This window comes from Ectopseudomonas guguanensis (genome assembly GCF_900104265.1).
In the GTDB taxonomy this organism is placed as follows: Bacteria; Pseudomonadota; Gammaproteobacteria; order Pseudomonadales; family Pseudomonadaceae; genus Aquipseudomonas; species Aquipseudomonas guguanensis.
Genome location: NZ_FNJJ01000010.1, coordinates 119,282 through 143,001, shown reverse-complemented (window position 1 = coordinate 143,001; position 23,720 = coordinate 119,282). Strand labels below are relative to the sequence as shown.

The following is a 23,720-nucleotide window of genomic DNA, read 5'->3' as shown; positions in this document are numbered from 1 at the left end:
AGGCAACGAGAAACGGAACTGCCAGCGTCAGCGTGGTCAACTTGAAACGGGGAGTCAGCCGATGGCGCTCCCGTTTCACCCCTTCATTCATCTGTTCAGGGAGGCCGGGATGGCCGAAATTAAGGAAGTTATCATCAGTCGCGCGGCCATCGCCGGGCATCCGCTGCATCCGATGATGATCCACTTTCCGGTGGCTGCGCTGCTGGGCCTTGTGGCCACCGACATCGCCTATCTGCTGCTGGCCGATCCGTTCTGGGCGCGTGCCAGCATCTGGCTGGCAGGCGTCGGTGCCTTCGGTGGCTGGGTGGCGAGCATGGCGGGGCTGGTCGATCTGCTCACGGTCGGCAGCATCCGACGCAAGATCACCGCCTGGTGCCACGCCATCATCGCCGTGATGATGCTGTCGCTGGCCTCGCTGAACTGGCTGCTGCGCTACGCCGGCCCGGAGCAGGGCATGGAACGCTGGGGCCTGTACCTGTCGCTGCTGACCGCCGCCCTGATCGGTCTGGCGGCCTACCTGGGCGGGCGCCTGGTGTACGAACACGGCGTCGGGGTGGATACGCGGTGAACACCCCGCCCCCTGCTTTCCAGCCACTGGATGGTAGAGAGAGCGGGGCAGGGCAGGCATGTTCGCGGGTACTCCATGGTCAGAAGGGTTTGGCCAGCACCAGCCACAGCGTGGCGCTGATCAGGCCGGCCAGCAGCAGGCCGATCAGCAGGCAATCGCGGCGCAGTGACGGATCGGTAACGCGCTCGATACGCAGGATCAGCACGCCGCACAGGGCATGGCACAGCACCATGCCGGCGACGGTGGTGAGCTTGACGATCAGCCAGGCATCGAAGATCGACTCGCGCAGAAACAGCGCCGTGCCGGAGCCGATGGCCAGCAGCGCGGCAGGCGTGGCGGCCAGGTTGAATATCGTGCGGGTAAGGTGGGCGTGGTCGCGGTAGAACAGGTCATCGCTGCTGCGCGTGCCGGCTGCGATCATCGCGGGCAGGTACAGCAGCGCGCCGCACCAGACGATCAGCGCCATGAAATGCAGCAGTTTGAGCAGTGGCATCGATGCTCTCCCGTGCGTCCGTTCGTTTCGAGCACATGGCCCTGATGGGGCAGACGACTGTGTGACTGCCTGATGGATGTCTGAGTTCGGCCGCCGTCCAGAACGGGCCGTGATCGTCTCCCGGGTGAAAAAGAAGGAACCGCCGCAAGGAGAAGGAGGAGACGGTGCGGCGGCCCGAGGGCAGCATTGATGCTCGTTCGGTGGCGCTATTGCGCCGGCCAGGCCGAGGTGTGAGGCCCGGCCAAGCTGCCCCTGAAACAAACAGAGTTGCGCCACCGCGCTTGCGTTCAAGCTTTTTCACCGAAGTCGCGGCGTGCGTCACAAACGGCGGCGGGCAGAAAATTGAAACCCGGCGCCGAGTTTTCACTCACTTCAAGAGACAGCCGCGCAAAGCGGCCCCGTGCCAAGGCGACAGGCGCAGGCCCCGGCAAGCTGCGGGGCGGACGCCTCAGCCTGCGCGGACCCGAAGGTGCTTCGCTGGCAAAGGAGACCATCATGAGAACCCACGTCGTGCATTTCACCGCACCGATCAACTCCTATACCTGCGGCCAGTTGATCGACAAATGCAGCCAGGCCATTCATCAGGGCGCCGACGAACTGGTGCTGAAGATCGCCACCATGGGCGGGGAGTGCAGCTACGGCTTCTCGCTGTACAACTTCCTGATTTCCCTGCCGATACCGGTCAGGACACACAACCTCGGCACCGTCGAGTCGATGGGCAACATCATCTTCCTCGCCGGGGAAACGCGCACGGCCTGCCCGCACAGCAAGTTCCTGTTCCACCCCTTTCACTGGACGGTCAACGGCGCCGTGGACCATGCGCGCATGTCCGAATACGCCATGAGCCTGGACTACGACCTGCAGCTGTATGCCGACATCGTCGCCGAGCGCACGGCCGGCGCCGAGGCACCGCTCGACGTGCTGCAATGCCTGATGTCCGCGCCGCGCATTCTCAACGTCGCAGAGGCGCTGGCAGCCGGGGTGATCCATCGCGAAGACTGCCTGGGCATGCCGGCCGAGGCGGTCAACTGGTGCGTGCATACCTGACCGCGTTGCGGCTACCGCCTGGAATTTTTCCTGAACGATCAGCGAAGCCTTAGCGTCCGAATCCATGTAGGCCCCGCCAAGGGACATACCACCAAGCAATGGCCGTTTAGCCGGCCCGGAGGCGACTTATGGATCTCACAAACGATCGCAAAGACCTGGTACGCACCCTCAACAAGCTGATCGAAACCTGCAAGGACGGCGAGGCTGGCTTCAAGGTCTGCGCCGAGGACGTCAAGCGCCCGGACCTGAAGCAGCTGTTTTCGCAACGCTCGCGGCAGTGCGGCGAAGCGGCGGCGGAGCTGCAACGTACCGTCCTGGAACTGGGTGGCGAGCCCGAGGACAGCACCAGCGTGAGCGCTGACCTGCATCGCCGCTGGGTCGACCTGAAATCGCTGATCACCGGCAAGGATGAGGAGGCCATCCTCAACGAAGCCGAACGCGGCGAGGACGTCGCCAAGGAGCGCTACAGCGAAGCCCTGACCCAGAACCTGCCGCCGGAGATTCGCACGATGGTCGAGCGTCAGTATCAGGGCGTGCTGCATAACCACAACGAGGTCAGAGCCCTGCGCGACGTGGCCCGCGCCAAGAGCTGAGCCGCCTACCGGGTGCGCGACCATGCGCGCACCCGGCTGGCTCATTCATGTACCTCAGCAAGCGCAGGGGAGGCGCAACCCATGCCGACCTTGGACAAGACCATCGCCCGGCTCAACCATCTTCTGACCACCAGCCACGACGCCAGCATGAGCTACCGGCGCCTTGCCGGCAACGCCGGTACATCCGAGCAGCAGCGGCTGTTCAGCGAGCGCGAGCAGCAGTGCGCGTTGCTGATCGACTGCCTGCACACCCAGATACTCACCTATGGCGGCCTGCCGGCGCAGCGTCCGAGCCTGCCTGGCGTACTGCGTCATCTCGGGCAGAGCCTCACTGCAGCGCTGCTGCCTGAGCGTGGCCGGGCCAGCCTGCGCGCGGCGCTGCGCAGCGAAAAGCAGATTCGCCACGGTTTCGAGCAGGTGCTGGCCGAGCAGTTGTCGCCGCAATTTCGTCAGCAGCTGCAGGAGCACAACAGCCGCAGCGTCGAATTCGAACAGCTGATCCGCGCGCGGCTGTAGGCCCTGGAAAGGGCCGCTCAGCCCGGCATGGAACGCCTGGCCAGCGGTTCGCAGGCAGGCCCGTGCCGTACCTGGCCGTCCGCCTCGAAGATCGAGCCATGGCACGGGCAATCCCAGGTGCGATCGGCATTGTTCCAGGTCACCGGGCAGCCCATGTGCGTGCATTCGGCCGACAGAGCATGCAGCTTGCCATCGTCATCGCGCCATATCGCCAGCTTGTCATCGCCATGGCTGATGACCCCGCCCTGGCCAGGCTGCAGTGCCTGCACATCATCGATCAGGGTATGGCTGTCGCTGCTTTGGTTGAGGTCTTCCCCCGCATCGCGCCGGGGATCGAACAGCGAGCCCCAGGGCCATTGGCCGGTGCTGATCTGCTGCGCCAGGCCAAGGCCGGAAGCCGTGCCATTGGTGATGCCCCAGGCGCTAAAGCCGGTAGCGAGGTAAAGGCCTGGTGCCTTCTGCGCATCCGGCTCGCCGACATAGGCCATGCGGTCCGGAGTGTCATAGTCCTCGTTGCACCAGCGCCACACGGCCTCGGCCACCGGCAGGTGCTGCCGCGCCCAGCGCTCGAGTTCGACGAAACGCTGGGCAACGTCGGCGTCCTGGCCGGTGTTGAAACGCGGGCCAAGCACCAGGATCAGCGGCCCGCCTTCGTCCTGCGCCATGCGGATGGAGTGGGTGGGCTCGGCAGCGGCGATGAACATGCCCTCCAGGACTTCATCTGCTCTGGGACGAAAGGCGATGGCGACATGGCAACGCGGCTGCGTCGGGCTGACATAGTCCACCGGCGTCTTCACCGGCATATGGGTGGCGATTACCAGCTTGTCGGCACTGAGCACGCCGCCTGCGAAACCGATCTGCCAGCGTTCACGGTGTTCGAAATCGGTGGCGCGGGTGCCTTCGAAGACTCGCCCACCTTTGGCCTGCACCGCTTGCGCGAGCCCGAGCAGATAACGCGCCGGATTGAACTGCGCCTGCCCGGGAAACTCCAGCGCACTGGAAGTGGGGAATGGCAGCGGTGCCCTGGCCAGCACACGTGCCTCCAGCCCGAGGGAACGAGCGGCCTCGGCTTCGCTCACCAGGGCGGCGTCCTGCTCCTCGCTCAATGAATAGACATAGGCCGAGCGGCGCTGAAAATCGCAGTCGATCGCATACTGCTCGACCCAGTCGGCGATGCGCTGCAGCGCCTGCCGGTTGGCGTCTGCATAGGCTTGCGCGGTAGCGCGGCCAGCCTTGCCGATCAGGTCACGGTAGATCAGTGCGTGCTGGGTGGTGACCTTGGCCGTGGACAGGCCGGTGACCTGGCGGCCGACCTGCCTCGCTTCGAGTACCACCACCGACTTGCCGGCCTCGCACAGCGCCAGCGCGGTACTCAGGCCGACGATGCCGGCGCCGATGATCGCCACCTCGCATTCGCAACGACCGCTGAGGCGGGGAAAGTCGATCGCCGGTGCGGAGGCGGGCCAGCAGCAGCCGGGTTTGGCAGATGGCTCGGTCATGGGCTGTTCCTCGTTTGCGCAGGGTTTGCCGTGTAGAAACCCTGTCGCGCCGCGCGGTTCAACCTTTCCGCCCATTGGCAGGCGGCGCCATGCCGCCCGTCAAGGCCGCAGCAAAAAACCTGAACTGGCGCAGCCTGGGACGACTCAGCAATAGGGAGGGCCAACGCAATCGCGGCGACCCTCTTATCAAGTTTTTCGGGCGCTCGTCCTGTGCTTCGCCGTCCGCGCAAGCACAGGCAATGCGCCATACGACCGACAGGAGAGGTTTACCATGACCAAGTCCACAGCCACTGAAAACCTGCTGGATTGGCTACGAGATGCCCATGCCATGGAGCAGCAGGCCGAGAAGATGCTCAGCGCCCAGGCCGAACGCCTGGAACATTATCCGGACCTCAAGGCGCGTATCGTCCAGCACATCGACGAGACTCGCGGCCAGCGCGAATTGCTGGAGTCCTGCCTGCAGCGCCTGGGCAGCAGCCCATCGACCTTCAAGGACCTGTCCGCCAAGGTCATGGCCTTCGGCCAGGCAGTCGCCGGCATGGCCGTCAGCGACGAAGTGGTCAAGGGCGCGATGAGCGGTTACGTCTTCGAAAACATGGAGATCGCCTCCTACACCGTCCTCATCGCGGCGGCCAAGGAAGCCGGCGATACCCAGACCCAGACCGCCTGCGAGCAGATCCTCAAGCAGGAAGTGGCCATGGCCGAGTGGCTGCGCGAGCACCTGCCGCAGATCACTGTTGCCTTCCTCCAGCGCAGCGCGGCGCCTGACCTGGACGCCAAGCGTTGAGCGAGCCCGGCACCGGCAAACCGGTGCTGGGGCCTTCCATGCTGAAGACCTTCACCTTTGCCATCCTGCACTTCACCATCGCCTTCGGGATCGCCTTCGCGCTGACCGGTGACATCCTCACCGGCGGCCTGATCGCGCTGCTGGAGCCGGCGTGCAACACGGTTGCGTACTACTTCCACGAAAAGTTCTGGAAGCGCATCGAGAAGAACAGGGACGCTGCCGAGGATGGCCAGGGGGAGGGTAACCATGGCCGCATACTGAGCAGTCTGCGGCGCATGCTGCGTGGTGGCGAAAGCCCTTGATCGATGTGGCGTGGAAGGGCCACCGGCCCCTCCACGCCGCAGTCTTACACCTGCCTTACGATTTCATCCCTGAGCCAGCTACGCACGGTTTGCAGGTGCACCTGCTCCTGACTCAACGCCTTGTAGAAGCTCTCGGCGATCTCCGGTTGGCCGCAGGTGTCGGCCAGTTCGATCAGCAGCTCCCACCCGGCGTTGTCGGTGAGTTCGGCCGTGAGCAGGGCATTGAGCGACTGCGCCAGGTTGGTTCGCGGATCGCTGATGGTCTGCAACACACCCATCCCGGTCACGCCCACGACGTCGGCGCAGGGGGTCATCGCCGATGGGTCCGCTCCCAGTTTCTCCATGGCGGCCACCACCAGCTGGAAATGCTCGGCTTCCTCGGCGCGAAAGCGCTGCAGGGTTTCCAGCTGAGTATCGTCGACCACCCCGACCACCGATGCCTTGGCCAGCAGCGCTTCGTACAGGCGCACCCCGGTGCGCTCGAAGGCCAGGCGTTCGCCAAGCTTGTCGATGAGCATCTCCGGGCTGACGCCGGTGAGCTTGTTCAGCGCGGTCTTCAGCATGCCCTTGACCGAGCCCGGCAGCGGCACCGAACCAACGCTGTCGGCCCGTGTGACTTCCTCGCTGCGTACCACGGCCAGCTTGCGTTCGTCGCCGGGCACATCTGGCGGCACTTCCTGGCTGGCCTTGAGCATGGCTTCACTGTCGATCGGCGACATCTGCGCGCCGGTGTAATTGAGTCCCATCTTGGTAGCGTTCTGCATGACTTGATCCTCAGGATATTTTCTTCAGGCTGAGCTCGGTGCCCGGCGCCCATTGATAACCGGCGGAAACCGCCTCGGCGGGCACGCCCTCGGAGTTCAGCTGGTTGCGGTAGTCGCGGCTGGCGTGGCCCTCGTTCTTCTTGTCGACGTAGTCGTGGCCCTTGGCGCGCAGGTCCATTTCCTCGGCCAGGGTCTTGCGCACGAACTCGCGCTGGCTCTTGAACTCGATCAGCTTGGGCACCGAGCCGCCGAGGATTTCCGCCGGGTCGCGGCGCTCGTATTTCTTGAACAGCTCGCATACCAGGTGCAGGTGGCCTTGCTCGTAGTCGAGGAAGCGCTCCCAGATCGCCTTGATGCGTGGGTTCTCTTCCTGCTCCATGCAGCTGTTGTAGGCGTAGACCTCCATGGCCTCGTGAATCAGCCACTTCTCCAGGAAGCTCTCGTCGGGGTCCTGCAGCGAGCCGTACTGGGTCACGTGCTGTTCCTCGACCGAGGCGATCTCGGCATACAGCTGGCGGGCCAGCGGATCGGCGAAGGTCGGGCCGATGGTCATGTAATAGTCGTGGGTCTGGTACTCGGCGGCGGTGATCATCGCCGCATGGATCTTGGTGATCAGCGCGGCGCTTTCGCGTTGATAGGAGTCGCGCAGGTCGTCCTCAGGCGCGCGGTGATGCACCGTGGTGGGGCGGCTGGGAATGATGTCGGTGTAGCCCTGCAGGATGTTGTTGGCATCCTTGCCCTCGAGCCGATCGAGCATGGCCGAATAGCGATACAGGTGATCGAAATCCTCCAGCAGGCCGAAGCGATAGGTCTGCGCCTGATAGGGATCGGGCTCGTTCTGCGCCACCGCGGCAGTCACCTCGATCGCCACCTGCTCATAGGCCACCGTGGTTTCCAGCGGCGAGTGATCGGCAGACAGCAGCCAGTTGACCATGGTGGCCTGATGCTGCTCGGTGCGCCGCACCTCGGCCAAGGCCTGGCGCAGGTGCCCATTGAAGCGCGCACCGATGTTCTTCAGGCGCAGGGCATCGGTCTCTATGCCGTTCATGAGGATGATGCGTACACGGGTGAAGGCATCGTCATCCAGCTTGCTGATGGGCTTGCCGGCCATTTCGCGCCAGGTGAATTTCTGCTTTTCCAAGGGGCAACCCTTGGTGTCGAACAGGCTAGTCAGGGTTTCCATCTGTGTTCCTCCAGATTGGTCCAAAGGCGGGAGAGCCTTTCAGTCTGGAGTGGAGGCCGGATCACAAGGTTGCAGTATTACGATGAGTGGCAGGCAGCTTCGAAACGAGCAGAGGGGAAATGACAGGTCCTGAGAAAACGTGGAGCGATCTGAACTGACATTTCTAAATTTCCAACACCAGACCGCGCAGCAAAATCAATGAGTTATAGTCGCTTCATTAAATAAATCTAGAATATTTAGCATCTTCTCATACAGCGCTTCAGTCAGTAAAGCCTCCTCAAGAAAAAAATGAACTACAGATTCCAATTGGGATAATTCCCAAAAAGTTATTGGAATCAAGTCTAGATATTTCGAATCATTATACAAAGCCATCTTTCTTATTACTAATGTAAAACCTGAGAGGTTTGGCAGGCGATTCGTTTAATCGAAATGGCCTTATGGGGCTGTCTAGATATGAGTAAGCAAAGCAAGGTGCATGCGTTCACGAAGCGCGGAAAAGTGTTCGGGAACGTATGGCGGGTATATAGCGCAAAATGCGATCAGGATTTTTCGCTTAGTAGCGATCGGGAATTAGCGCATTGGATCCTGTTTTTAGAGTTCAATCCCGACGTAATCCGTTTCGATCTGAACCCACAACCGCGTAGTCAATCACCGGAGCCTGGTGCGAAGAGAACCATTCTCGATGCTGAGGTGATAGTGCGGGGTGGGTCGATAGAATGGCATGAGATAAAGGAGGGAAGCTTCAACAAAGACGCGGAATCGACACCACAAATAGAACTTCAGCGCGAACTTGCAAAAGCAGCTGGCGTAAATTATCGAATTTTTAATGATGATGACTTTGCGCCTAGAGCAAGCAGCATCATGCCGCTACTAAAGGTAGCGGCCTGTTTGGCAGCAGGTAGGCACTTTTTTATCCCTCCGGCAATTAATCTGGATGTTGCAGATTATCTTATAGGTCACGCCTCAGGCACGCTTGACGAGTATCTAAGGCATTTGAATAGTCACTCCCAAGATGTGCTTCTATACTTATTTTGTCAGCATTATTCTTTAGGCAAGATAGCAGTAGAATTTGAAAGCGCATTTTTTGCAAAAAACACCAAGTGGGCATTGGTGTCATGAAGTCTTCAATAACCTGGGAATCTTTGAACCGCTGTGGGTATGGGCGGGTAGACGAGGCCTGCCTTAAAGAACCAGATAAAAATATTTTTTTGCTCAGAAGGGAAGCGGTAAAGCTAAAACTTGAGGGGCAAGCGCTTAAGGAAATTGAAACCTACACAGGGCTGAAACCGCAAGAAGTGTGTCGACTGGTTAGTAGGTTCACAACACTTGATGACTTTGGTGTGTACCATGGAGAGGTCGCTCTGCTGCCGAATAAACGAATTAAACAATACACCAGAACAAATATAGAGCAAAGCAAACGTAGCGAGCAGCAAGGAAGTCTCAGCGGCATATTAGGCCTAACTATTGCTAAACATCCTGATGTGTTCCGCAAATTTGTAAAACGTGTTCTCCAACAGGGAACGACAGCATTCCGCGGACTGAAATACAAGAAGAGTTATTACTATGCTGAGTTCCTTAACCTTTTAAGAGAGGACGGTGTTACAGATGCAGAGTGGCCTTTTTCGGTGCAAGGCGCCGGGAAAAGAACAATTCTAAAGCTAATAGATTCGATCTCGAATCAGGATTTCGAAAAAGCAGTATTCGCTGTTGCAGATGTAGGAGGTAAAGCTCACCTACAGGTTGGCAACGGAATGCAGCGATTGATAGTTGGCAGTGCACCTTTTGATGTGATTGAAATAGATGCTTATAAAATTGATGGATTTTTTTCTCTTGCGGTACGCCCTGAGCCCAATCTAACTACCACCACTGTTATTAATCGATTTTGGTTGATTGCTGCAGTTGAAAGCAGGTCTGAAGCGGTACTTGCTTATCGGCTTGTCTTTAGCAGCGAGGTGCGAGCGCAAGACATTCTTGATTTGATATGTGACGCATCAGTTGGAGGATGGGAACCAATCAGTGAGCTGGACGTACCTGGCCTGGAATATCCTAATGGGGCCGGGATGCCTTGCTACTTAATTGAAGAGTCGAGGGGAGCGCTGTGGGGTTGTTTGTACTTAGACAATGCAATGGCGCATCATGCCGCGCTTGTTTCTAGTAATGCCAGAAATATTCTCGGATTCTCTATAAATTACGGTCAGCTTGGAAGGCCCGAGCGTCGCTCTCAAATTGAAGGCCTGTTTCGGCAAGCAAGTCAAAGATTCTTGCACCTTATACCCTCAAGCACAGGAAGTAATCCTTGGAATGGCAGATCAGAGGCGCCGATAGAGAACGCTGAAAAATATCAAATCAATATTGACGAGGCCGCGCAGGTTGTTGATGTCTTTATGGCTACATACAACATCACCCCTCGCAGGGGGCGGAGCTACTCTTTGAGCCCTGTTGAAGTGATGAGGCAGTTCTTTCGGGAAAATGGGCTTATCTTTCCACGCCTGCAGGACAGGCTGCAATCCGTAAGCGAACTGTCAAGCCATGTCAAACAATGCACCATTCGTGGAGGCATTAAAAAGGGAATACGGCCTTATATTCAGCTCGACAAAGCTCATTACACGAGCGCCGAACTGGCGAGCCGGCCTGCACTCATTGGGGTGCGCCTGCGGGTGAAAATAGACCCGAAAGACTATAGAGCGGTCGACGCGTACTACACCTCCGGTGAATTTTTCGGCACCCTTCATGTTCAAGGTATATGGCGTCATTCTAAGCACAGCGTTACAACAAGAAAGATCATTAATAGAGCGATAGAAAAGCGGGTGCTTGAGTGTTCAATGATTGACGATGTTATTGTGAAATATCGCGAGCATCTAATTTCATCAAAAACCCGAAGCACTAATTTAGAGTTGCAGCGACTGTTTGATGAGCAGTTCGGGCTGGAAGGCGATGTGGAAAAAGAAGCTCCCGCAATTCCCGCACCAGTCGAGAAAGTGAAGGTTCAGTCTGTTACGAGCATGATTGGTTTTGATCTGAAACCTGGTCAGTTGATTCCGGGGCCTGAGGACGATTACTGAGAGGGCTGCCTATGTACGATCTCGATCATCCGGTAATTGAAACGCAATTTTTAATTGCCTCAAACGAAATTTCGCGCATTAGCACAATCGTTAAAGATCGTGTGTTCATGCGAAAAACCGGAGTTATATTCTACGGACCAGCTCGACTCGGAAAGTCCCAATGCTGCAAGGCTTTGAAGGGTTATTTGATGGCCACTTTCCCTAAGCTATATGTAAATTCGGTAACCGTTATTAATAGGGAAGGATTAAATTGCTCCAACATCATCCGTCAGCTTGCTGACATTGAGAACTGCCCGATAAAGTCTCGCGAAACAAGGCTTTCGATTTTCAAAAAGCTTACGGACAGGATCGTTCTTCGGGTTCGAGAAAACGACTGCAATCAGTATGTATGCTTGATAGACGAATTTCAGCGCCTAAGGAGCGCTGATCTATATCAGCTGGCCGACCTGTACAACTCTCTTGACAATGTTGGCATCAAGATGACTGTTGTTTCATTTGCTATGCCAGAAGTGATCCAATTGCGCGATGATCTTTTTGCGTCTGAACAGAGGCAAATAATTGCCAGGTTCATGAGTGAGTTCATTGTATTTAAAGGCTGCTCCAGTATTGATGATTTGACAATTATTTTGAAAGGATATGACTCTATTGCCGAGTATCCGCCGGGCTCTAGAATTACTTTTACACAAGCCTTTGCTCCCATAGCGTTTTCGAGTGGGTTCCGGCTGGAAAAGTATGCAAAGCCAATTTGGCTTGCGTTAACTGGCTGTGCGATAGGGAGCTACAGAAATAACCTGCCTATGGAGCATGTTTTGTTTTCGATCAAATACATTCTCATGTGGTGCTCTTCTCATGATCGTGATGGTTTAGTTCTAACGGACACACAGATAATGGCCGGGGTTGAGTCTAGTTCGCTACAAGATTTCTGTACTTACAGCGGCAAGTCCAAGGTGGCGTGATGCGGCTATCGTTTTTTAAAGCCGGCCCCTATCCGTTTGAGTCGGTGGGGGGAATGGTTTCAAATTTAGCAATATTTAATTCGCTTACTGAGATTGAGGCTTTGGAGCTTTTAGGGTTTGACTCTGCTAAGGTCGACTCGTGCTTTTATGTGCGCCCTCGCTCGGAATTAGGTCTTCCAGCATGTAAGCCGAGTGGATTAGAAGATCATTTTCCTTCGAGCTATTTTCCGTCGAATGAGCATCACCGGTACTGTGCTGAGTGCGCGCCGCTTGGATATCACTCAGCCTTTACATTTGTGCTACAAGTAGATCGCTGCTTGTTGCATGGTTCGCCTTTGAAAAAGATGTGCGATTCCTGCTCTAGACTGCACCTAAATGACACTCCCCATCCATCCTTTGGACATCGCTGCTCAGACTGTGGATACCACATTCCAACATCTCTAGATCAGTTGCCATACAGAGGTGACAATGCGCTTCGAGCAATGATGCAGGAGGCTGGACTCGCTCAGAAAAAATGGTTTGGGACAATAATGGCCAAGCAGGAGGAAGGCTATCCTTTTAACAAAATAGTCCGATTAAAGTGTTACGAGGATGACGAAGACTTAACCCGAGCTGTAATACAGCTTTTAAATGTGGAAAATCCATTTTTTTCCACCCATCGCGGGGTTACACCATCATCGATTGAGCTTCATCACTGGAGGGCAGACGAGTGTTCCCCCTATGACGTTGATGAGCTCGCGCTCAGAAAATTTGAGACACGCCTAAACAGAATATGCGCCGCTATCGAAAAGACATATTTAATCGGTCACGAATCGTGCTTGAGGAGGATGGAAAAGTCTTTTGATTATCAAGCTGATGACAGCTACATATGCCCACTGTGTCCGCTAGCTGTTGCTTACAGTTATTTTCGGCTTAGACTCAGATTCCGTCACGGGGATAATTTAAGCGAAGAGCCAGTTGGGGCACTTGGGTTTGCTCATATTAAACGGCTCGCAATGGTTCACCCGTGGCTAGTCAGTGTTGATGATGGCTTCTACGAGGCGCTATTTCTCAAAATTTTAGGCGAAATAAAACTTCTGATCGATTCTGAGTCCAGTGCTGAGATTCGAATTTGCGCTGGTGGTGGAATTCTTACGAATATGATTGAGAATTTCTCAACAACTCGCGGTATGGGCGTTGAATTTGTGCGTAACTTTGATCCTCGTGAGTCAGAGTGCGGGGCGGGTCAAATCTATCAATATGTTACCGAGTCAGAGCGATTCTTGGTGAGAAAAGCTAAGTTTAGTTACCATATAATTCTCTGCAATAACGTGAACTTGATCCACCACGCCCACATTCTCATTTAAGTGCTAGCGTCAAGAAGCTGGCTTGGGTGCTATGTAGTTGGTAACTCATGCGATTGAATAGGGCATTTCGGCCTGATCCGTATGCGGTGCGGCCGCAGACATGGTGGTGCCGGCTGTTCAGCGCTCCATCTTCGAGCTGAAGACGGGCTGGGAAAGTATGCCACGTGGAGATTGCTCTTCATTCAGGCCGGCCTGTAGTACTTCATGCTTGCTCGGATAGTGGCGCAGCAGATAACGGGCTTCATCGCGAATGGATTCCGGTAGGGCAGTGTCACGTGTGAGCCTGGTGAGAAATTCCTGAGTCTGCACCACTGAGCGGGTGCGTTCGTAGGGTAGTGTCATAGCAACCTCCACTCAGCTTCTGCTCTAGTGTGGGGGATCAGGAGTTGTTTGCGATACCGCTGGTCTGCTCAACCAATTTCAATTGTGCGATTGCTTCCGCCAGGCGGGCATTCAGGCTCTCTGCTTTCTGTGACTGATCCTGGGTGACGTCACCAAGCCGGGTCACTTCCTCTTGCAAGGCATGACAGCGTTCCTCCAAGGCTACATTGGTGCGCTCAGTACCGGCCAATGTGCTCTCGGCCACCTTCAGGGCTTGAGTACTCTGAGCGAGAAGCTGTTGCTGCGCATGCTGATCTTTCCGTTGCTGCCTCGCCTCGGCAAGCAGGCGCGCATTGTCGCGATTTAGATGGGTCAGCTCATCCTGTTTGACAATCAAAGTCTGTTTTAGCTGCCGCAGTTCTAGTTGCAGCTGTTGTACCTGTGACTCGTGCCGGCGCTGCTCCTGCTCGCGCTGCTCTTTGTTAGCTTGGCGATAGTGCTCTAAGGCGTCCCGGGCATGCTGATGCTTGTCCTCGAGAGAACTTATCTGGCCATCACGATCTTGTACTCGTCTTTCCAAGTCTAGGTTGGCCTGGGCCAAGCGTGCGAGCTCAACTTCATTCTCCTGGCGTAGCTGTTGCTCGGACGAGAGGGCTTGCTGGTTAGCTTTGAGCTGGTCTGAAAGCTCTTTGCATTGACCTTCCAACTGAAGCGAACGTGCTTCTGCCTGCTGAGTTAGCGCCTGGTGGCGGCTCCGTTCTTGCCCTAAATGCTCGCGTTCTTTGGCTACAGAAGCCTGCGCATCTGCCTTGAGTTGGTCGGAAAGCTGCCTTACCAGATTGGCCAATTGTTCATTGAGGGGGAGGGGAGCGCCGTCCCCGCCGGAGCCGTCTTCGAGCTCTTTGAGATACCGGTGAATGGTGGTCTTCGAACCCGTATTTCCAAGCTCAACTCGTATCGCGTCGATGCTTGGGTTGCTGCCTCGAGCCAAGATCGTCTGGTAGGCCTTTTGTACCAGTGCCTTATTGATGCCGCCGCGGGCCATGGCTTGCTCCTACGATTTCGTATTGGATTACGTACCACGTAATTACATACTGATTATCGAAAAATTAAAATGAGAATTCTGACTGTCTGTCAGATAAAATAATCACGAATTATCCAAGGTGAAGCGCCATTTTCGTCGTTTGGCAGTCGCTCACCGGTACACCAAGGGGATACGCCCAGATGAGCCAGGAGATCGAGCGGTACCTGCAGGCCGGCACCCGCGCCAACACCCGGCGCAGCTACCAGCAAGCGCTCGAGCACTTTGAGGTGAGCTGGGGCGGCTTTCTGCCGGCGACCAGCGATGCCATCGTGCGCTACCTGGTCGATCACGCCGCCACGCTGTCCAGCAACACCCTCAAGCTGCGCCTGGCGGCCTTGGCGCAGTGGCATGTCAGCCAGGGCTTCCCGGATCCGACCAAGACCCCGCTGGTTCGTCAGATACTCAAGGGCATTCGGACGCTGCACCCACGTCAGGAGAAGCAGGCCGAGCCGTTGCAGTTACGCCAACTTGAACAGTGCGTGGGGTGGCTGGAGCAAGCCGAGGGGAGGGCACGAGCGGAAGACGACTGGCCACGGTTGCTGCGCTGTTGCCGCGACCGCGCGCTGATTCTGATTGGTTTCTGGCGGGCGTTTCGCAGCGATGAGCTATGCCGCCTGCAGGTCGAACACATCCAAGTGCGGATCGGGGAGGGCATGCAACTGTTCCTACCCTGGAGCAAAGGTGACCGGGACAACCAAGGCCAGACCTTTAGCGCGCCGGCGTTGGCCAGGCTGTGCCCGGTACAGGCCTACGTCGACTGGATCAGCCTGGCGAGCATTGCGCGTGGTCCGGTCTTCCGTGGAGTTGATCGCTGGGGGCACTTAGGTGAGCAGGGGTTGCACCCAAATAGCGTTGTCCCACTCATGCGCGCCGTCCTGCAGGCGGCAGGGCTGCCTGCGGAGCTGTACAGTAGCCACTCACTGCGCCGCGGTTTTGCCACCTGGGCCACCCGCAGCGGCTGGGATCTCAAAGCGCTGATGCAGTACGTAGGCTGGAGCGATGGTCAATCTGCATTGCGCTATGTCGAGAGCACAGGAGTGTTCCCTGGGCAGCTGAGTGCGCTACAACACATCTCAAACTGACCCGAGGGACTGCCATAAGACCGCCTTCCGCGGCCCCGATCTGCACCTAGACGCTGAAGACTGCAGGTATGAGCCAGATAATCCAGGGGCGCTGCACTGCCAGCACCATGGTCGCCGGCAGTAGGACACCAAACGCGCCGTACATCAGCCGATCATGCAGCGCTATCGAAACGGTCAGCGTGAATAGCCCCAGCACCAAGCCTGTACGATCGCTGTGATGGACGCTCCAAGCAACTATGAGCCCCAACATCAGTGTCGGCATCACATTCAGCGTATTGCTCATCTCGGACAGCGCCCGATACGGCATCTCGGATATGAGGCTGAAGGCCAGAAGCCAACTCAAGTAGCGAAAGTTATTTTCGCTGTACAGATCTCCTGGGCGGGAACGCGACACGTTGGCGGCGATGCCAAGGCAGAACAGCGGGAAGGCGAAGCGTCCAACCACGAACAGCCAGGCTGTCGCTTCAGGCCATAGATAGCGCAGGTGGTCTATCACCATCGTCAGCATGGCGAGCCATTTGACGAGATCCAGGCTGGTCGAGCGCATTACCCCATGATCCCGAGGGTCACCACGGTGAGCACCAGGTATCGAGCAGCCTTGGCCAGCAGCACGATCAAAAAGAAGCTCCAGAAGGGTTCGCGCATGACGCCGGCAATCAGGGTCAGCGGGTCGCCAATGATCGGTACCCAGCTCAGCAGCAGTGACCAACGGCCGTAGCGGTGGTAGGCCCGCTGCGCGCGGGCCAGCTTGTTGTCACTGACCGGGAACCAGCGTTTGTGCCGGTAACGCTCGATGTAAAGACCAAGCAGCCAGTTGACCGCTGAACCCAGAACATTTCCTGCCGTAGCCACTACCAACAACATGACCACCGAGTAGTTGCCACTTATCAGCAGGCCGGTAAGCACCGCCTCGGACTGCGCAGGGATCAACGTTGCGGCACTGAAGGCCGCGAGAAATAGGCCCAGGTAGCCTGATAGCTCCCACATCTACGCGGTCAGACCGATCCAGCCATGAACACCGACGTAGATACCGACCCCAATAATGAGCATGCTCGAGAGGTAGGGCGCGCGACGCGCGACCGCTCCCAGCCATGGCCACCGGTTGGAGGCCTGGCGAGCGCCCACCGCAGCAGCTGCGCCGACGGATACCAGCGTCAACGCCAGGCCGACACTAAAGCACAGCACTAGAACAGCCCCGAGTGCGACTTCCTTCACCTGCAGGCATAGCAACAACACCGTAATCGCGGCAGGACAGGGGATCAGTCCTCCGGTCAGGCCGAACAGGATGATCTGGCCTGTAGTGACGTTGCGGTTATTGAAGCGGTTGCGGATGTCGTTGGCGTGGGCTCGCTCATGGGCATCCTGGTATCCCTCCAGCGACAGCTCCAGGCCCTGTAGATCGGAATGGTCGTGGCCGTGGTCGTGCTCATGGAAATCGAGGTCATAGTCGTGCGAATGGCCCGCGTGACCAAGGCTTAGACGCGCGGTGAACTGATGAGGCTCGGGAATTTCTGCGACCGACTCCAGGTATTCGCCGCGATGCACAAAGCGGAACAGCTGAGCTGTCCCGTCAGGACGCGTCGTCGACAGATTCACGTCTTCTGCTGGCCAAGAGTGACCACTCAGAGTGCGCAAGCGCCAACGCGGGGGAACCCCTTCCTCGAAGATCGAGAGTTCGATACGCCCGTGTCCGGTATCGATTCGGCGGGTCTCATCGTGGTGGTGATCATGCGCGTGATCACCTTCTTCGAAACGCCACATCTGCTCGCCACGCCAGGTGCGCCAAAGCATCCACAGCGCGATGGTGATGATGATCGCGGCGGAAGCGAGCTGGAAATAGGGCTCTGTCGTTTCCGCATTCAGGTTCTGGCCCAGATACATGCCGCCCATGGCCACCAGCCAGACCACTGCGGTGTGCGAAATGGTTGCCGCCAGCCCCAGCAAGACCGCCTGCTTCACGGTGCCGCGGATGGCTACGATGAAGGCCGCCATCATGGTCTTCGAGTGGCCTGGCTCCAGGCCATGCAATGCCCCTAGGAGGATGGCGCTGGGGAAGTACAGCCAGGCGTGAGACGCGCCCTGCTGCAGCAATTCGGCAAAGCTCGACATGGGGATACCTACAGGTACTTCGTGATCTGCTTGAAGTCTTCAAGGGAGGTGCGCTCGCCAGTAGCGAGGGCGTCCATCGTGTGCTCCAGGCAGTGATCGATGTGATCTTGAATCAGGGTGCGCTTGGCCTGGCATACGGCCTTCTCCACGGCATGCAGCTGCTGCGCGATATCCACGCACTCACGGCCATCCTCGATCATGGTGATGATGCTGCGCAGATGGCCCTCGGCGCGCTTCAGGCGCTTCATGACATCGCTGTGGCTTTGGTGTCGGTGGCCATGGCTGTGTTCGTGATCGCTCATGCCTTGAGTCCTATGCCTCGATGATTTACGCTCGCATCCTATCCCCCTGGGGGGGATATGGTCAAACGACCCTGTTGGCCCTTTGCAAGCTGCAAGACATAGGAAAATGGCTCGCCGTAGTGCCTCGAAGAAACCCGTTATCGCATTGATACTGGCCTTGCTGTTGGCCTGGGTAGGGCATTCGCTGGCCGCCATCAAAGTACCGCTGATACCGGGGGATTACTCTGGTGCTGTGTCCCATGGTCATTCCCATGACGTGGACGCGCCGGCGTTCCTGAGCCACAAACATGCGGCTGACCATAGCCATGAGATCCCTTATCTCGGGTCGGCGCTGACACTGCTGTCACGCCCCGAGCGGGAAACCCCTCCCAACGCGTTGCGGACAACTGTCCCTGAAGTGCCGATCTACCTGATCGAACGGCCACCACGCTCCAGGTTCGTGTTCTGAAACCGGCCGCCTCGCGGCCCCAGACCACTACAACCTAGGAAATCATTATGAAATCGCTTCCCCTAAGCGGGGCAACGGCGCTGATCGCACGCCTGCGTCGATCGCTCTTTCTGCCCTTGCTTACCCTCGCTTTACTGATGGCAGTCATGCCTGAGGCGCTAGCCCACGGCGTGCCCGAAGGAGACAAAGGCTTCATCCAGGAAAGTACCGGCGTGATGTTGATGCCCTTCATCTACATGGGCGCCAAACACATGATTACCGGCTACGACCATCTGCTGTTCCTGTTCGGCGTGATCTTCTTTCTCTACCGCCTGAAGGACGTAGGGCTGTACGTCACGCTGTTCGCAGTTGGCCACTCGATCACTCTGCTCTTTGGAGTGCTCAGCAACATCAGCATCAGCTCGTATGTGATCGACGCGATCATCGGCTTTTCGGTCGTGTACAAGGCCCTGGATAACCTCGGCGCCTTCCAGCGCTGGTTTGGCTACCAGCCCGATACCCGTGCAGCAACGCTGATCTTCGGCCTGCTTCATGGCTTCGGTCTGGCCACCAAGATCCAGGAGTTCGAGATTTCTCCTGATGGCCTGATCGCCAACCTGATTGCCTTCAACGTAGGTGTCGAGATCGGCCAGCTACTGGCCCTCGGCGGCATTCTCATTTTGATGGGCTACTGGCGACGTACTGCCAGCTTCTGGCGCCATGCCTATACCGCGAACGTCGCCATGATGAGTGCCGGCTTCTTGCTCATGGGCTACCAGATCACTGGCCTGATCGTCTCTCAGTAAGGAATTCTCTCAATGTTCAATACCAAGCTTCCGACCCTCAACGAACTCCCATCGACAGCGCAGCTGCTTCGCTCCACGATCACCGCAGCAATCATTGCCTGCGTGCTCCAGGTTACCGTGGTGATGCCTTCGGAGTATGCGATCGACCCCACTGGCGTGGGCCGAGCACTTGGACTCACCCAGATGGGTGAGGTGAAGATCCAGTTGGCTGAAGAGGCTCTGGCCGATGAGGCCGCAGCTCCAGCGCCCACTCCGCAGCCAACTGAAGCTATCGCCGCAGTACCCGCAGCCCCGGCAACTACCCCGGCCGCTCCTACTGAGGTCACTCCCGCTCCGGAGCAATCGACGGCACCTGAGCCAGCACCTGGTCTTCAGCATGAAATGAGCATCACCCTGAGCCCGAATCAAGGCGCCGAGGTGAAACTGGAAATGAAGCAAGGTGCCAAGGTGAAGTACCTCTGGACTGCCAACGGCGGCGTCGTTAACTACGACACCCATGGCGATCCTTACAACGCACCGCGCGACTTCTACCACGGCTATGGGAAGGGACGCTCGACCCCAGAAGATTCAGGTGTACTGGAGGCCGCATTCGATGGCAAGCACGGTTGGTTCTGGCGTAATCGCACTAGCGAACCAGTGACCGTCACCCTGCGCACCCAGGGCGACTACATCAGCATCAAGCGGGTCATCTGACCCCTTACCAGGCAGCCCCGATGGGGCTGCCACTAGGCCCTGCGCCGGCGGATGTCGTGAAACAGAGGGGGTGGACGGCCTCAATCTCCCGCAGGAGTGCGTTACAGGACGCTGCTGGCCGGCCATATGTGAGTTTGCAGGCGCGTTGCGGCAGCATTGGTCATGCAAACGCTGCATCCTGATGTCTTTGAAGGCTTGCGTGGTAGGACCCTCTGGCAGAAAACAACCATTCACCTCGCTTCTTCTAGCCCGGATAGCTACGATTGTATTGGTTGGGGCCATGCGCCAGTGCAAGGAATTTATCGGCTTCGCGATGAAGCATCCTAGGTTGCTTAGGCTGCTCTAGGATGGGGTTTATAGGTTTTTATAGTCAATTATAGAGCGATTATAGAATTCGTTCTGGACGTCTGATTTGCGCTGTCCGCTTACGGCGGTAGGGTAGCAGTCAAGCGTGCAAGACCTAGGACCGGACGATACGAAAGCCTGTTGGTTATGCGTGCAACTGAATGCTGGCGGCTGTGCAAATGACTGGCAGCTTTCATGTGAATACTCGACCAGTACCAATGTCGGGGTAGGTGCCAACATCACAACCAGAGATTGGCATGATGAAAAGTCTTATCGAGCGACTTGGGCTGCCCCACAGCCATAAGAGCCTGCACCAGGCGACCATAACAGGACTCCCGGTTGAGCTAACCTCGCGCTTGGCGGAGGAGTTGGGTATTGATGCCTGCGTCGTGGCAGGCTGGATCGGCATCGCTCCAGAGGCTTCCCTCATGACTTCAGCAAAAGGCGATGCGTTTTGTCGACTGGCGAATCTTGTCGACGTGCTGATGAGTGTCTTGGAATCAGATCAAGCCGCAGCGACTCGCTGGCTCACGTCGCCAAATATTGCGCTAGGAAATGTGCAACCCGTTTCCCTGCTGAGCACCGAAGTCGGCGGTCGAGCTGTACGCCAGGTGATGCTTGCCATTGAGTACGGACTGCCGGTCTGACTGAGCCGCTGCTCTTGCTTCCGGAAAAGATATCTTGGGGCTTTGGCTCTGCGTCTGGCTGCGTCAGTATGGGCAATCACGAACCCAGGCGTATGCTGCCAGAGGAGTCGTGGTTCCAATGGAGACAGAAATGACAATGCCGAACGAGCGCTCTCGCGCGGTGATAATGACTCGAGACTTTCTCGTTGAACTGTCCCGAGATAGCAGCCTGCCTGAAAAGGTGCGGCGAGATGCCAAGTTCCTTTTGCGGCACTTCCCTACACAGGACGATGTGTTTCTGGCAGGGCGAATAGAAGAGCAGTCGGAGACCTTGCCACTGGGGGCTTTGGGACCAGTCTTCAGCTCCTCAATTACAGGCTAGGTATATCGCTCGGCGGGGCAGAAATGATAAAGGCGGCCTTAGAGGCCGCCTCGAACCAAGTTTCATCACCGGTACAGCGCCCGGGAGAGGAAGCTCTTGGGCTGCAGACATAGAGTAGCTGCAGGGGATTGCAAAACCAATTCATTTTACTGGGGGCTTTGGAACGGAGGCTTCCCAGGTGCTCACAAGCTCATCTACCCGATCTGGGATCTGTGGCGACTTACTGAGCACAAAACAGCGGGCGGTACCGACATACTCCTCAATGAGGAAAAGGCTGTCCCCGACGTCGACACCGAGCTCTTGGAGCACCTCGTCGGGAATGTGAAATAGCTCCGTCGCCATCCCAGTCTTCGATGACCAACTGCATCGATTTCATCTGCTCTGGCCGGCCAATGAAGACTCTTCCCGAGAAAATCCTGGACATCATTCAACAGCTTCCAGAGGGTGAAATTCTGACACCAGGCAGATTCCTGCATCAGGGGAATCGACATGCTGTGCAGCGAGGGTTCTCTCGACTGGTCGAGGGTGGAATGCTGTTTCGCGTTGCTCGGGGCTTTTATGTTGCAGCAGTCGAAACTCGGTTCGGCGTGCGCGCACCGGCACCTGAGACGGTCGTCCGCTCATCGGCAAACGTGCGGGGTGAGTTGATAGTCGCCACTGGGGCTAGCGCCGCAAACAAATGGGGGCTGACAACGCAGGTTCCTATTCGGTATGTCTTTCTAACCACCGGACGTTCTAGGGAGCTTCAGGTTGGCAAGTCCACCGTATCGATTCGGCATGCGCCTCAATGGTTAATGGCTCTTGGCGCTACTGGAGCGGGGGACGCCATCCGAGCATTGGTTTGGCTTGGCGAGGCAAGCGCGGGGGATGCAGTTTCCAAACTTCATGAGCTGCTACCCGAGAGCGAATGGGGTGCTCTTGTGTCAGCTCACCGCTCGTTACCTATCTGGATGGCGAATGCAATCTGCGCTCAGTCGAGTTGCACCTGCACCCACCCTGTCAAGTTGGGCTAGCGGTTAGCTGTAGCCTACTTACCGCCAGACCGGCATTATCTGGGATGGGGCAATTCGATGTGAAAGCCCGTGAGGCTAGCCGCTGAGGTGCACCAGATGCGGCCTTTGTGAGCCTCAATGATGGATCGGGTGATTGCAAGCCCGAGCCCGGCGTTGCTCGGGCTGCCCTCCCGCCGAGCGGGGTCAACCCGGTAAAAGCGGTCGAAGAGCTTCTCTAGATGCTCTGAGCTGATTGTGTCCCCTGGGTTCTCGATACTGAAGGTAGTGGAGTCCTCTGTCTCGCGGATCAGAACCGAAATTGTCTGTCCCGCCGGCGTGTAGCGCAGCGCATTGGACAGCAAGTTGGATAGCGCGCGATCAAGCATCAGCCGATCTCCCAGCACTTGGCCTTTGCCTGTGAGCGATAGCTCAATGCCGCGCTCTTCGGCCAGAAGGTGGTAGTAGTCAAACAGCTTGAAGACTACGTCAGCCAGTTCGATCCTGGCCTGCTCGGGGATGATCAGGCCATTATCAGCCTTGGCCAAGAACAGCATGTCATCAATCATCCGAGACATGCGCTTCAAGTCCTCCAGGTTGGAGTACAGATTCTCCTCATAGGCATTGATATCGCGTTTTTTACTCAGCACGACCTCGGTGTGGGTCATCAGATTGCTGACTGGAGTTCGTAGCTCGTGGGCAATGTCGGCCGAAAAATTGGAGAGCCTAACGAAGGCATCCTCTAGCCGAGCCAACATCGCATTGAAGGAGAGAACCAGTTGCTGAAGTTCCCGCGGCACTGGTTCGAGAGGGATTCGCTCCTGTAACGAGCGAGCGGACATCCCGGAGGCCACATGAGTGACTTGCCGCAGAGGCCTAAGGCCGCTGCGAGCAACCACCCAGCCGAGTGTGGCACTGAACAGGGCGCTGATGACCAATCCAATCCAAAACCATCGTTGCAGCGTGTCGAAAAAGTGTGTGTGATCGGTGACGTCAAGAATCAGCAACGCAGTGAGCGGCTCAGCCTGATCGGCTACCGAGATTTGCTCCGTCATGCCACGGTACATGTGTTGGCCGTTCTGCCACTCCCACATGCTCTGCTCATTTACACGTCTGAAACGCTCAGGTACTTCGACTGCTCTGGGGTCGGAAAACAGTACAGAACCGTCACTGGCCAGGATAGTGGCGGCCAGATCCTGATGGGCTCCCAGCAAAGCTCGCAACTGCGGTAATTCTTCCGAAAGGCTCGCTTCACCGCGAGCATTGTTGAGGATATGTTTGGCGGATTCGAGTTTCTCCACCAGGGCCTGCCGATCCAGCATCTTGAAGTGGTGCTGGCTGAGCATATTGAAACTCAGCCCTGCTACCGTCAGGACTGCAATTACCGCGGACATGAACATCAGGCTCATGCGTGCGGTCAGCGAAAGGTGCTTCATAT

27 protein-coding genes and 2 pseudogenes are annotated in these 23,720 nt (G+C 57.2%); 17 read left to right on the top strand and 12 right to left on the bottom strand.

The genetic code is table 11. The features are described 5' to 3' along the window. The first annotated feature begins 109 nt into the window (after nucleotides 1–109). The gene (locus tag BLS61_RS15755) at nucleotides 110–568 is read left to right on the top strand and encodes a DUF2231 domain-containing protein (protein ID WP_090432369.1); all 459 of its coding nucleotides are present in this window, start codon (nucleotides 110–112) and stop codon (nucleotides 566–568) included. Between the two features lie 79 nt (nucleotides 569–647). Here the strand turns inward: BLS61_RS15755 and BLS61_RS15750 are convergent, their stop codons facing one another. Next, nucleotides 648–1,061 carry a CopD family protein gene (locus tag BLS61_RS15750; protein WP_090432367.1) on the bottom strand — a complete coding sequence of 138 codons (414 nt, stop codon included), beginning with the start codon at nucleotides 1,059–1,061 and terminating at the stop codon, nucleotides 648–650. Between the two features lie 495 nt (nucleotides 1,062–1,556). Here BLS61_RS15750 and BLS61_RS15745 point away from each other — a divergent pair, with 495 nt between their 5' ends. The 3 genes from BLS61_RS15745 to BLS61_RS15735 all read left to right on the top strand — a co-directional run bounded on the left by BLS61_RS15745 (nucleotide 1,557) and on the right by BLS61_RS15735 (nucleotide 3,217). Continuing rightward, nucleotides 1,557–2,108, top strand: a complete 552-nt coding sequence (locus BLS61_RS15745; protein ID WP_090432365.1) for an ATP-dependent Clp protease proteolytic subunit — start codon at nucleotides 1,557–1,559, stop codon at nucleotides 2,106–2,108. A 128-nt stretch (nucleotides 2,109–2,236) separates the two neighbouring features. Next, nucleotides 2,237–2,701: a ferritin-like domain-containing protein gene (locus BLS61_RS15740; RefSeq protein WP_090432363.1), complete on the top strand. Its 465-nt coding sequence runs from the start codon at nucleotides 2,237–2,239 to the stop codon at nucleotides 2,699–2,701. An 81-nt stretch (nucleotides 2,702–2,782) separates the two neighbouring features. Then, on the top strand, nucleotides 2,783–3,217 hold the full coding sequence (locus BLS61_RS15735; protein ID WP_090432361.1) for a DUF2383 domain-containing protein: 435 nt from the start codon (nucleotides 2,783–2,785) through the stop codon (nucleotides 3,215–3,217). A 17-nt stretch (nucleotides 3,218–3,234) separates the two neighbouring features. Here BLS61_RS15735 and BLS61_RS15730 read toward each other — a convergent pair whose 3' ends face one another. Then, nucleotides 3,235–4,716: an FAD-dependent oxidoreductase gene (locus tag BLS61_RS15730; protein WP_090432360.1), complete on the bottom strand. Its 1,482-nt coding sequence runs from the start codon at nucleotides 4,714–4,716 to the stop codon at nucleotides 3,235–3,237. A 271-nt stretch (nucleotides 4,717–4,987) separates the two neighbouring features. On the opposite strand from BLS61_RS15730, the gene BLS61_RS15725 reads away from it, so the two are divergent. Next, entirely contained in the window at nucleotides 4,988–5,503 is a 516-nt protein-coding gene (locus tag BLS61_RS15725; protein WP_090432357.1) for a ferritin-like domain-containing protein, read from the top strand. 38 nt (nucleotides 5,504–5,541) lie between these two features. Next, nucleotides 5,542–5,805 (top strand): DUF2061 domain-containing protein, encoded by a 264-nt coding sequence (locus BLS61_RS15720; protein ID WP_167358742.1) that lies wholly within the window; start codon nucleotides 5,542–5,544, stop codon nucleotides 5,803–5,805. 44 nt (nucleotides 5,806–5,849) lie between these two features. Here BLS61_RS15720 and BLS61_RS15715 read toward each other — a convergent pair whose 3' ends face one another. Next, the gene (locus BLS61_RS15715) at nucleotides 5,850–6,569 is read right to left on the bottom strand and encodes a ferritin-like domain-containing protein (protein ID WP_090432353.1); all 720 of its coding nucleotides are present in this window, start codon (nucleotides 6,567–6,569) and stop codon (nucleotides 5,850–5,852) included. Between the two features lie 10 nt (nucleotides 6,570–6,579). Next, entirely contained in the window at nucleotides 6,580–7,752 is a 1,173-nt protein-coding gene (locus tag BLS61_RS15710; RefSeq protein ID WP_090432351.1) for a hypothetical protein, read from the bottom strand. Between the two features lie 453 nt (nucleotides 7,753–8,205). Here BLS61_RS15710 and BLS61_RS23505 point away from each other — a divergent pair, with 453 nt between their 5' ends. The 4 genes from BLS61_RS23505 to BLS61_RS23495 are packed head-to-tail and all read left to right on the top strand — an operon-like array spanning nucleotide 8,206 to nucleotide 13,116. After that, nucleotides 8,206–8,871: a hypothetical protein gene (locus BLS61_RS23505; RefSeq protein WP_139205567.1), complete on the top strand. Its 666-nt coding sequence runs from the start codon at nucleotides 8,206–8,208 to the stop codon at nucleotides 8,869–8,871. Further along, nucleotides 8,868–10,814, top strand: a complete 1,947-nt coding sequence (locus BLS61_RS23500) for a hypothetical protein (protein ID WP_139205566.1) — start codon at nucleotides 8,868–8,870, stop codon at nucleotides 10,812–10,814. The genes BLS61_RS23505 and BLS61_RS23500 overlap by 4 nt, the downstream gene beginning before the upstream one ends. Nucleotides 10,815–10,825: 11 nt before the next feature. Next, on the top strand, nucleotides 10,826–11,770 hold the full coding sequence (locus BLS61_RS15700) for an AAA family ATPase (RefSeq protein ID WP_139205565.1): 945 nt from the start codon (nucleotides 10,826–10,828) through the stop codon (nucleotides 11,768–11,770). Beyond that, entirely contained in the window at nucleotides 11,770–13,116 is a 1,347-nt protein-coding gene (locus BLS61_RS23495; RefSeq protein WP_139205564.1) for a hypothetical protein, read from the top strand. Before BLS61_RS15700 ends, BLS61_RS23495 begins: the two co-directional genes overlap by 1 nt. Before the next feature lie 117 nt (nucleotides 13,117–13,233). On the opposite strand, the gene BLS61_RS15695 is transcribed toward BLS61_RS23495, so the two are convergent. Beyond that, the gene (locus BLS61_RS15695) at nucleotides 13,234–13,458 is read right to left on the bottom strand and encodes a BPSL0761 family protein (RefSeq protein WP_090432345.1); all 225 of its coding nucleotides are present in this window, start codon (nucleotides 13,456–13,458) and stop codon (nucleotides 13,234–13,236) included. 37 nt (nucleotides 13,459–13,495) lie between these two features. Beyond that, nucleotides 13,496–14,482: a DNA-binding protein gene (locus BLS61_RS15690; RefSeq protein WP_021221975.1), complete on the bottom strand. Its 987-nt coding sequence runs from the start codon at nucleotides 14,480–14,482 to the stop codon at nucleotides 13,496–13,498. 179 nt (nucleotides 14,483–14,661) lie between these two features. On the opposite strand from BLS61_RS15690, the gene BLS61_RS15685 reads away from it, so the two are divergent. After that, nucleotides 14,662–15,603, top strand: coding sequence for a site-specific integrase (locus BLS61_RS15685; protein WP_090432343.1), 942 nt, complete (start codon nucleotides 14,662–14,664; stop codon nucleotides 15,601–15,603). 49 nt (nucleotides 15,604–15,652) lie between these two features. Here the strand turns inward: BLS61_RS15685 and BLS61_RS15680 are convergent. The 4 genes and pseudogenes from BLS61_RS15680 to BLS61_RS15665 all read right to left on the bottom strand — a co-directional run. Continuing rightward, nucleotides 15,653–16,150: pseudogene (locus tag BLS61_RS15680) on the bottom strand (TraX family protein); the annotation flags it as partial. After that, complete coding sequence (locus tag BLS61_RS15675; RefSeq protein WP_090432342.1) at nucleotides 16,150–16,590, bottom strand: YqaA family protein; 441 nt, start codon at nucleotides 16,588–16,590, stop codon at nucleotides 16,150–16,152. The pseudogene BLS61_RS15680 and the gene BLS61_RS15675, both read right to left, overlap by 1 nt. Further along, nucleotides 16,591–17,712 (bottom strand): nickel/cobalt efflux transporter, encoded by a 1,122-nt coding sequence (locus tag BLS61_RS15670; protein WP_090432340.1) that lies wholly within the window; start codon nucleotides 17,710–17,712, stop codon nucleotides 16,591–16,593. It lies immediately after the preceding gene. 8 nt (nucleotides 17,713–17,720) lie between these two features. Then, nucleotides 17,721–18,014, bottom strand: a complete 294-nt coding sequence (locus BLS61_RS15665) for a metal-sensing transcriptional repressor (protein ID WP_003246772.1) — start codon at nucleotides 18,012–18,014, stop codon at nucleotides 17,721–17,723. A 106-nt stretch (nucleotides 18,015–18,120) separates the two neighbouring features. On the opposite strand from BLS61_RS15665, the gene BLS61_RS15660 reads away from it, so the two are divergent. The 5 genes from BLS61_RS15660 to BLS61_RS23895 all read left to right on the top strand — a co-directional run bounded on the left by BLS61_RS15660 (nucleotide 18,121) and on the right by BLS61_RS23895 (nucleotide 21,293). After that, complete coding sequence (locus tag BLS61_RS15660; protein WP_003246771.1) at nucleotides 18,121–18,462, top strand: hypothetical protein; 342 nt, start codon at nucleotides 18,121–18,123, stop codon at nucleotides 18,460–18,462. Between the two features lie 47 nt (nucleotides 18,463–18,509). Then, entirely contained in the window at nucleotides 18,510–19,247 is a 738-nt protein-coding gene (locus tag BLS61_RS15655) for a HupE/UreJ family protein (RefSeq protein WP_090432338.1), read from the top strand. Nucleotides 19,248–19,259: 12 nt separating this feature from the next. Next, nucleotides 19,260–19,940, top strand: a complete 681-nt coding sequence (locus BLS61_RS15650; RefSeq protein ID WP_090432336.1) for a transmembrane anchor protein — start codon at nucleotides 19,260–19,262, stop codon at nucleotides 19,938–19,940. 602 nt (nucleotides 19,941–20,542) lie between these two features. Next, nucleotides 20,543–20,932: an antitoxin Xre/MbcA/ParS toxin-binding domain-containing protein gene (locus BLS61_RS15645; RefSeq protein ID WP_090432334.1), complete on the top strand. Its 390-nt coding sequence runs from the start codon at nucleotides 20,543–20,545 to the stop codon at nucleotides 20,930–20,932. A 118-nt stretch (nucleotides 20,933–21,050) separates the two neighbouring features. Further along, a complete protein-coding gene (locus tag BLS61_RS23895) occupies nucleotides 21,051–21,293 on the top strand; it encodes a BPSL0761 family protein (protein WP_003246767.1) in 243 nt (80 codons plus the stop codon). 141 nt (nucleotides 21,294–21,434) lie between these two features. On the opposite strand, the pseudogene BLS61_RS23890 reads toward BLS61_RS23895, so the two are convergent. After that, a pseudogene (locus tag BLS61_RS23890) lies at nucleotides 21,435–21,660 on the bottom strand (AbrB/MazE/SpoVT family DNA-binding domain-containing protein). Between BLS61_RS23890 and BLS61_RS23885 the strand changes: the two are divergent. Next, nucleotides 21,647–22,306, top strand: coding sequence for a DUF6088 family protein (locus BLS61_RS23885; protein ID WP_341844483.1), 660 nt, complete (start codon nucleotides 21,647–21,649; stop codon nucleotides 22,304–22,306). The pseudogene BLS61_RS23890 and the gene BLS61_RS23885 sit on opposite strands and share 14 nt — an antisense overlap. A 35-nt stretch (nucleotides 22,307–22,341) precedes the next feature. On the opposite strand, the gene BLS61_RS15625 is transcribed toward BLS61_RS23885, so the two are convergent. Further along, the gene (locus BLS61_RS15625) at nucleotides 22,342–23,718 is read right to left on the bottom strand and encodes a heavy metal sensor histidine kinase (protein WP_169919934.1); all 1,377 of its coding nucleotides are present in this window, start codon (nucleotides 23,716–23,718) and stop codon (nucleotides 22,342–22,344) included. Nucleotides 23,719–23,720 lie beyond the last annotated feature (2 nt).

What these genes read in the sequence shown, in the direction of transcription:
- BLS61_RS23500 (WP_139205566.1), top strand. Translation starts at nt 8,868, where the DNA reads ATGAAGTCTTCAATAACCTGGGAATCTTTGAACCGCTGTGGGTATGGG.
- BLS61_RS15675 (WP_090432342.1), bottom strand. Translation starts at nt 16,590, where the DNA reads ATGTGGGAGCTATCAGGCTACCTGGGCCTATTTCTCGCGGCCTTCAGT.
- BLS61_RS15665 (WP_003246772.1), bottom strand. Translation starts at nt 18,014, where the DNA reads ATGAGCGATCACGAACACAGCCATGGCCACCGACACCAAAGCCACAGC.
- BLS61_RS15655 (WP_090432338.1), top strand. Translation starts at nt 18,510, where the DNA reads ATGAAATCGCTTCCCCTAAGCGGGGCAACGGCGCTGATCGCACGCCTG.
- BLS61_RS15660 (WP_003246771.1), top strand. Translation starts at nt 18,121, where the DNA reads ATGGCTCGCCGTAGTGCCTCGAAGAAACCCGTTATCGCATTGATACTG.
- BLS61_RS15710 (WP_090432351.1), bottom strand. Translation starts at nt 7,752, where the DNA reads ATGGAAACCCTGACTAGCCTGTTCGACACCAAGGGTTGCCCCTTGGAA.
- BLS61_RS15750 (WP_090432367.1), bottom strand. Translation starts at nt 1,061, where the DNA reads ATGCCACTGCTCAAACTGCTGCATTTCATGGCGCTGATCGTCTGGTGC.
- BLS61_RS15735 (WP_090432361.1), top strand. Translation starts at nt 2,783, where the DNA reads ATGCCGACCTTGGACAAGACCATCGCCCGGCTCAACCATCTTCTGACC.
- BLS61_RS15725 (WP_090432357.1), top strand. Translation starts at nt 4,988, where the DNA reads ATGACCAAGTCCACAGCCACTGAAAACCTGCTGGATTGGCTACGAGAT.
- BLS61_RS15685 (WP_090432343.1), top strand. Translation starts at nt 14,662, where the DNA reads ATGAGCCAGGAGATCGAGCGGTACCTGCAGGCCGGCACCCGCGCCAAC.
- BLS61_RS15690 (WP_021221975.1), bottom strand. Translation starts at nt 14,482, where the DNA reads ATGGCCCGCGGCGGCATCAATAAGGCACTGGTACAAAAGGCCTACCAG.
- BLS61_RS15695 (WP_090432345.1), bottom strand. Translation starts at nt 13,458, where the DNA reads ATGACACTACCCTACGAACGCACCCGCTCAGTGGTGCAGACTCAGGAA.
- BLS61_RS15715 (WP_090432353.1), bottom strand. Translation starts at nt 6,569, where the DNA reads ATGCAGAACGCTACCAAGATGGGACTCAATTACACCGGCGCGCAGATG.
- BLS61_RS15720 (WP_167358742.1), top strand. Translation starts at nt 5,542, where the DNA reads ATGCTGAAGACCTTCACCTTTGCCATCCTGCACTTCACCATCGCCTTC.
- BLS61_RS15700 (WP_139205565.1), top strand. Translation starts at nt 10,826, where the DNA reads ATGTACGATCTCGATCATCCGGTAATTGAAACGCAATTTTTAATTGCC.
- BLS61_RS15755 (WP_090432369.1), top strand. Translation starts at nt 110, where the DNA reads ATGGCCGAAATTAAGGAAGTTATCATCAGTCGCGCGGCCATCGCCGGG.
- BLS61_RS15730 (WP_090432360.1), bottom strand. Translation starts at nt 4,716, where the DNA reads ATGACCGAGCCATCTGCCAAACCCGGCTGCTGCTGGCCCGCCTCCGCA.
- BLS61_RS15625 (WP_169919934.1), bottom strand. Translation starts at nt 23,718, where the DNA reads ATGAAGCACCTTTCGCTGACCGCACGCATGAGCCTGATGTTCATGTCC.
- BLS61_RS15645 (WP_090432334.1), top strand. Translation starts at nt 20,543, where the DNA reads ATGATGAAAAGTCTTATCGAGCGACTTGGGCTGCCCCACAGCCATAAG.
- BLS61_RS15745 (WP_090432365.1), top strand. Translation starts at nt 1,557, where the DNA reads ATGAGAACCCACGTCGTGCATTTCACCGCACCGATCAACTCCTATACC.
- BLS61_RS23505 (WP_139205567.1), top strand. Translation starts at nt 8,206, where the DNA reads ATGAGTAAGCAAAGCAAGGTGCATGCGTTCACGAAGCGCGGAAAAGTG.
- BLS61_RS23495 (WP_139205564.1), top strand. Translation starts at nt 11,770, where the DNA reads ATGCGGCTATCGTTTTTTAAAGCCGGCCCCTATCCGTTTGAGTCGGTG.
- BLS61_RS15740 (WP_090432363.1), top strand. Translation starts at nt 2,237, where the DNA reads ATGGATCTCACAAACGATCGCAAAGACCTGGTACGCACCCTCAACAAG.
- BLS61_RS23885 (WP_341844483.1), top strand. Translation starts at nt 21,647, where the DNA reads ATGACCAACTGCATCGATTTCATCTGCTCTGGCCGGCCAATGAAGACT.
- BLS61_RS15670 (WP_090432340.1), bottom strand. Translation starts at nt 17,712, where the DNA reads ATGTCGAGCTTTGCCGAATTGCTGCAGCAGGGCGCGTCTCACGCCTGG.
- BLS61_RS23895 (WP_003246767.1), top strand. Translation starts at nt 21,051, where the DNA reads ATGGAGACAGAAATGACAATGCCGAACGAGCGCTCTCGCGCGGTGATA.
- BLS61_RS15650 (WP_090432336.1), top strand. Translation starts at nt 19,260, where the DNA reads ATGTTCAATACCAAGCTTCCGACCCTCAACGAACTCCCATCGACAGCG.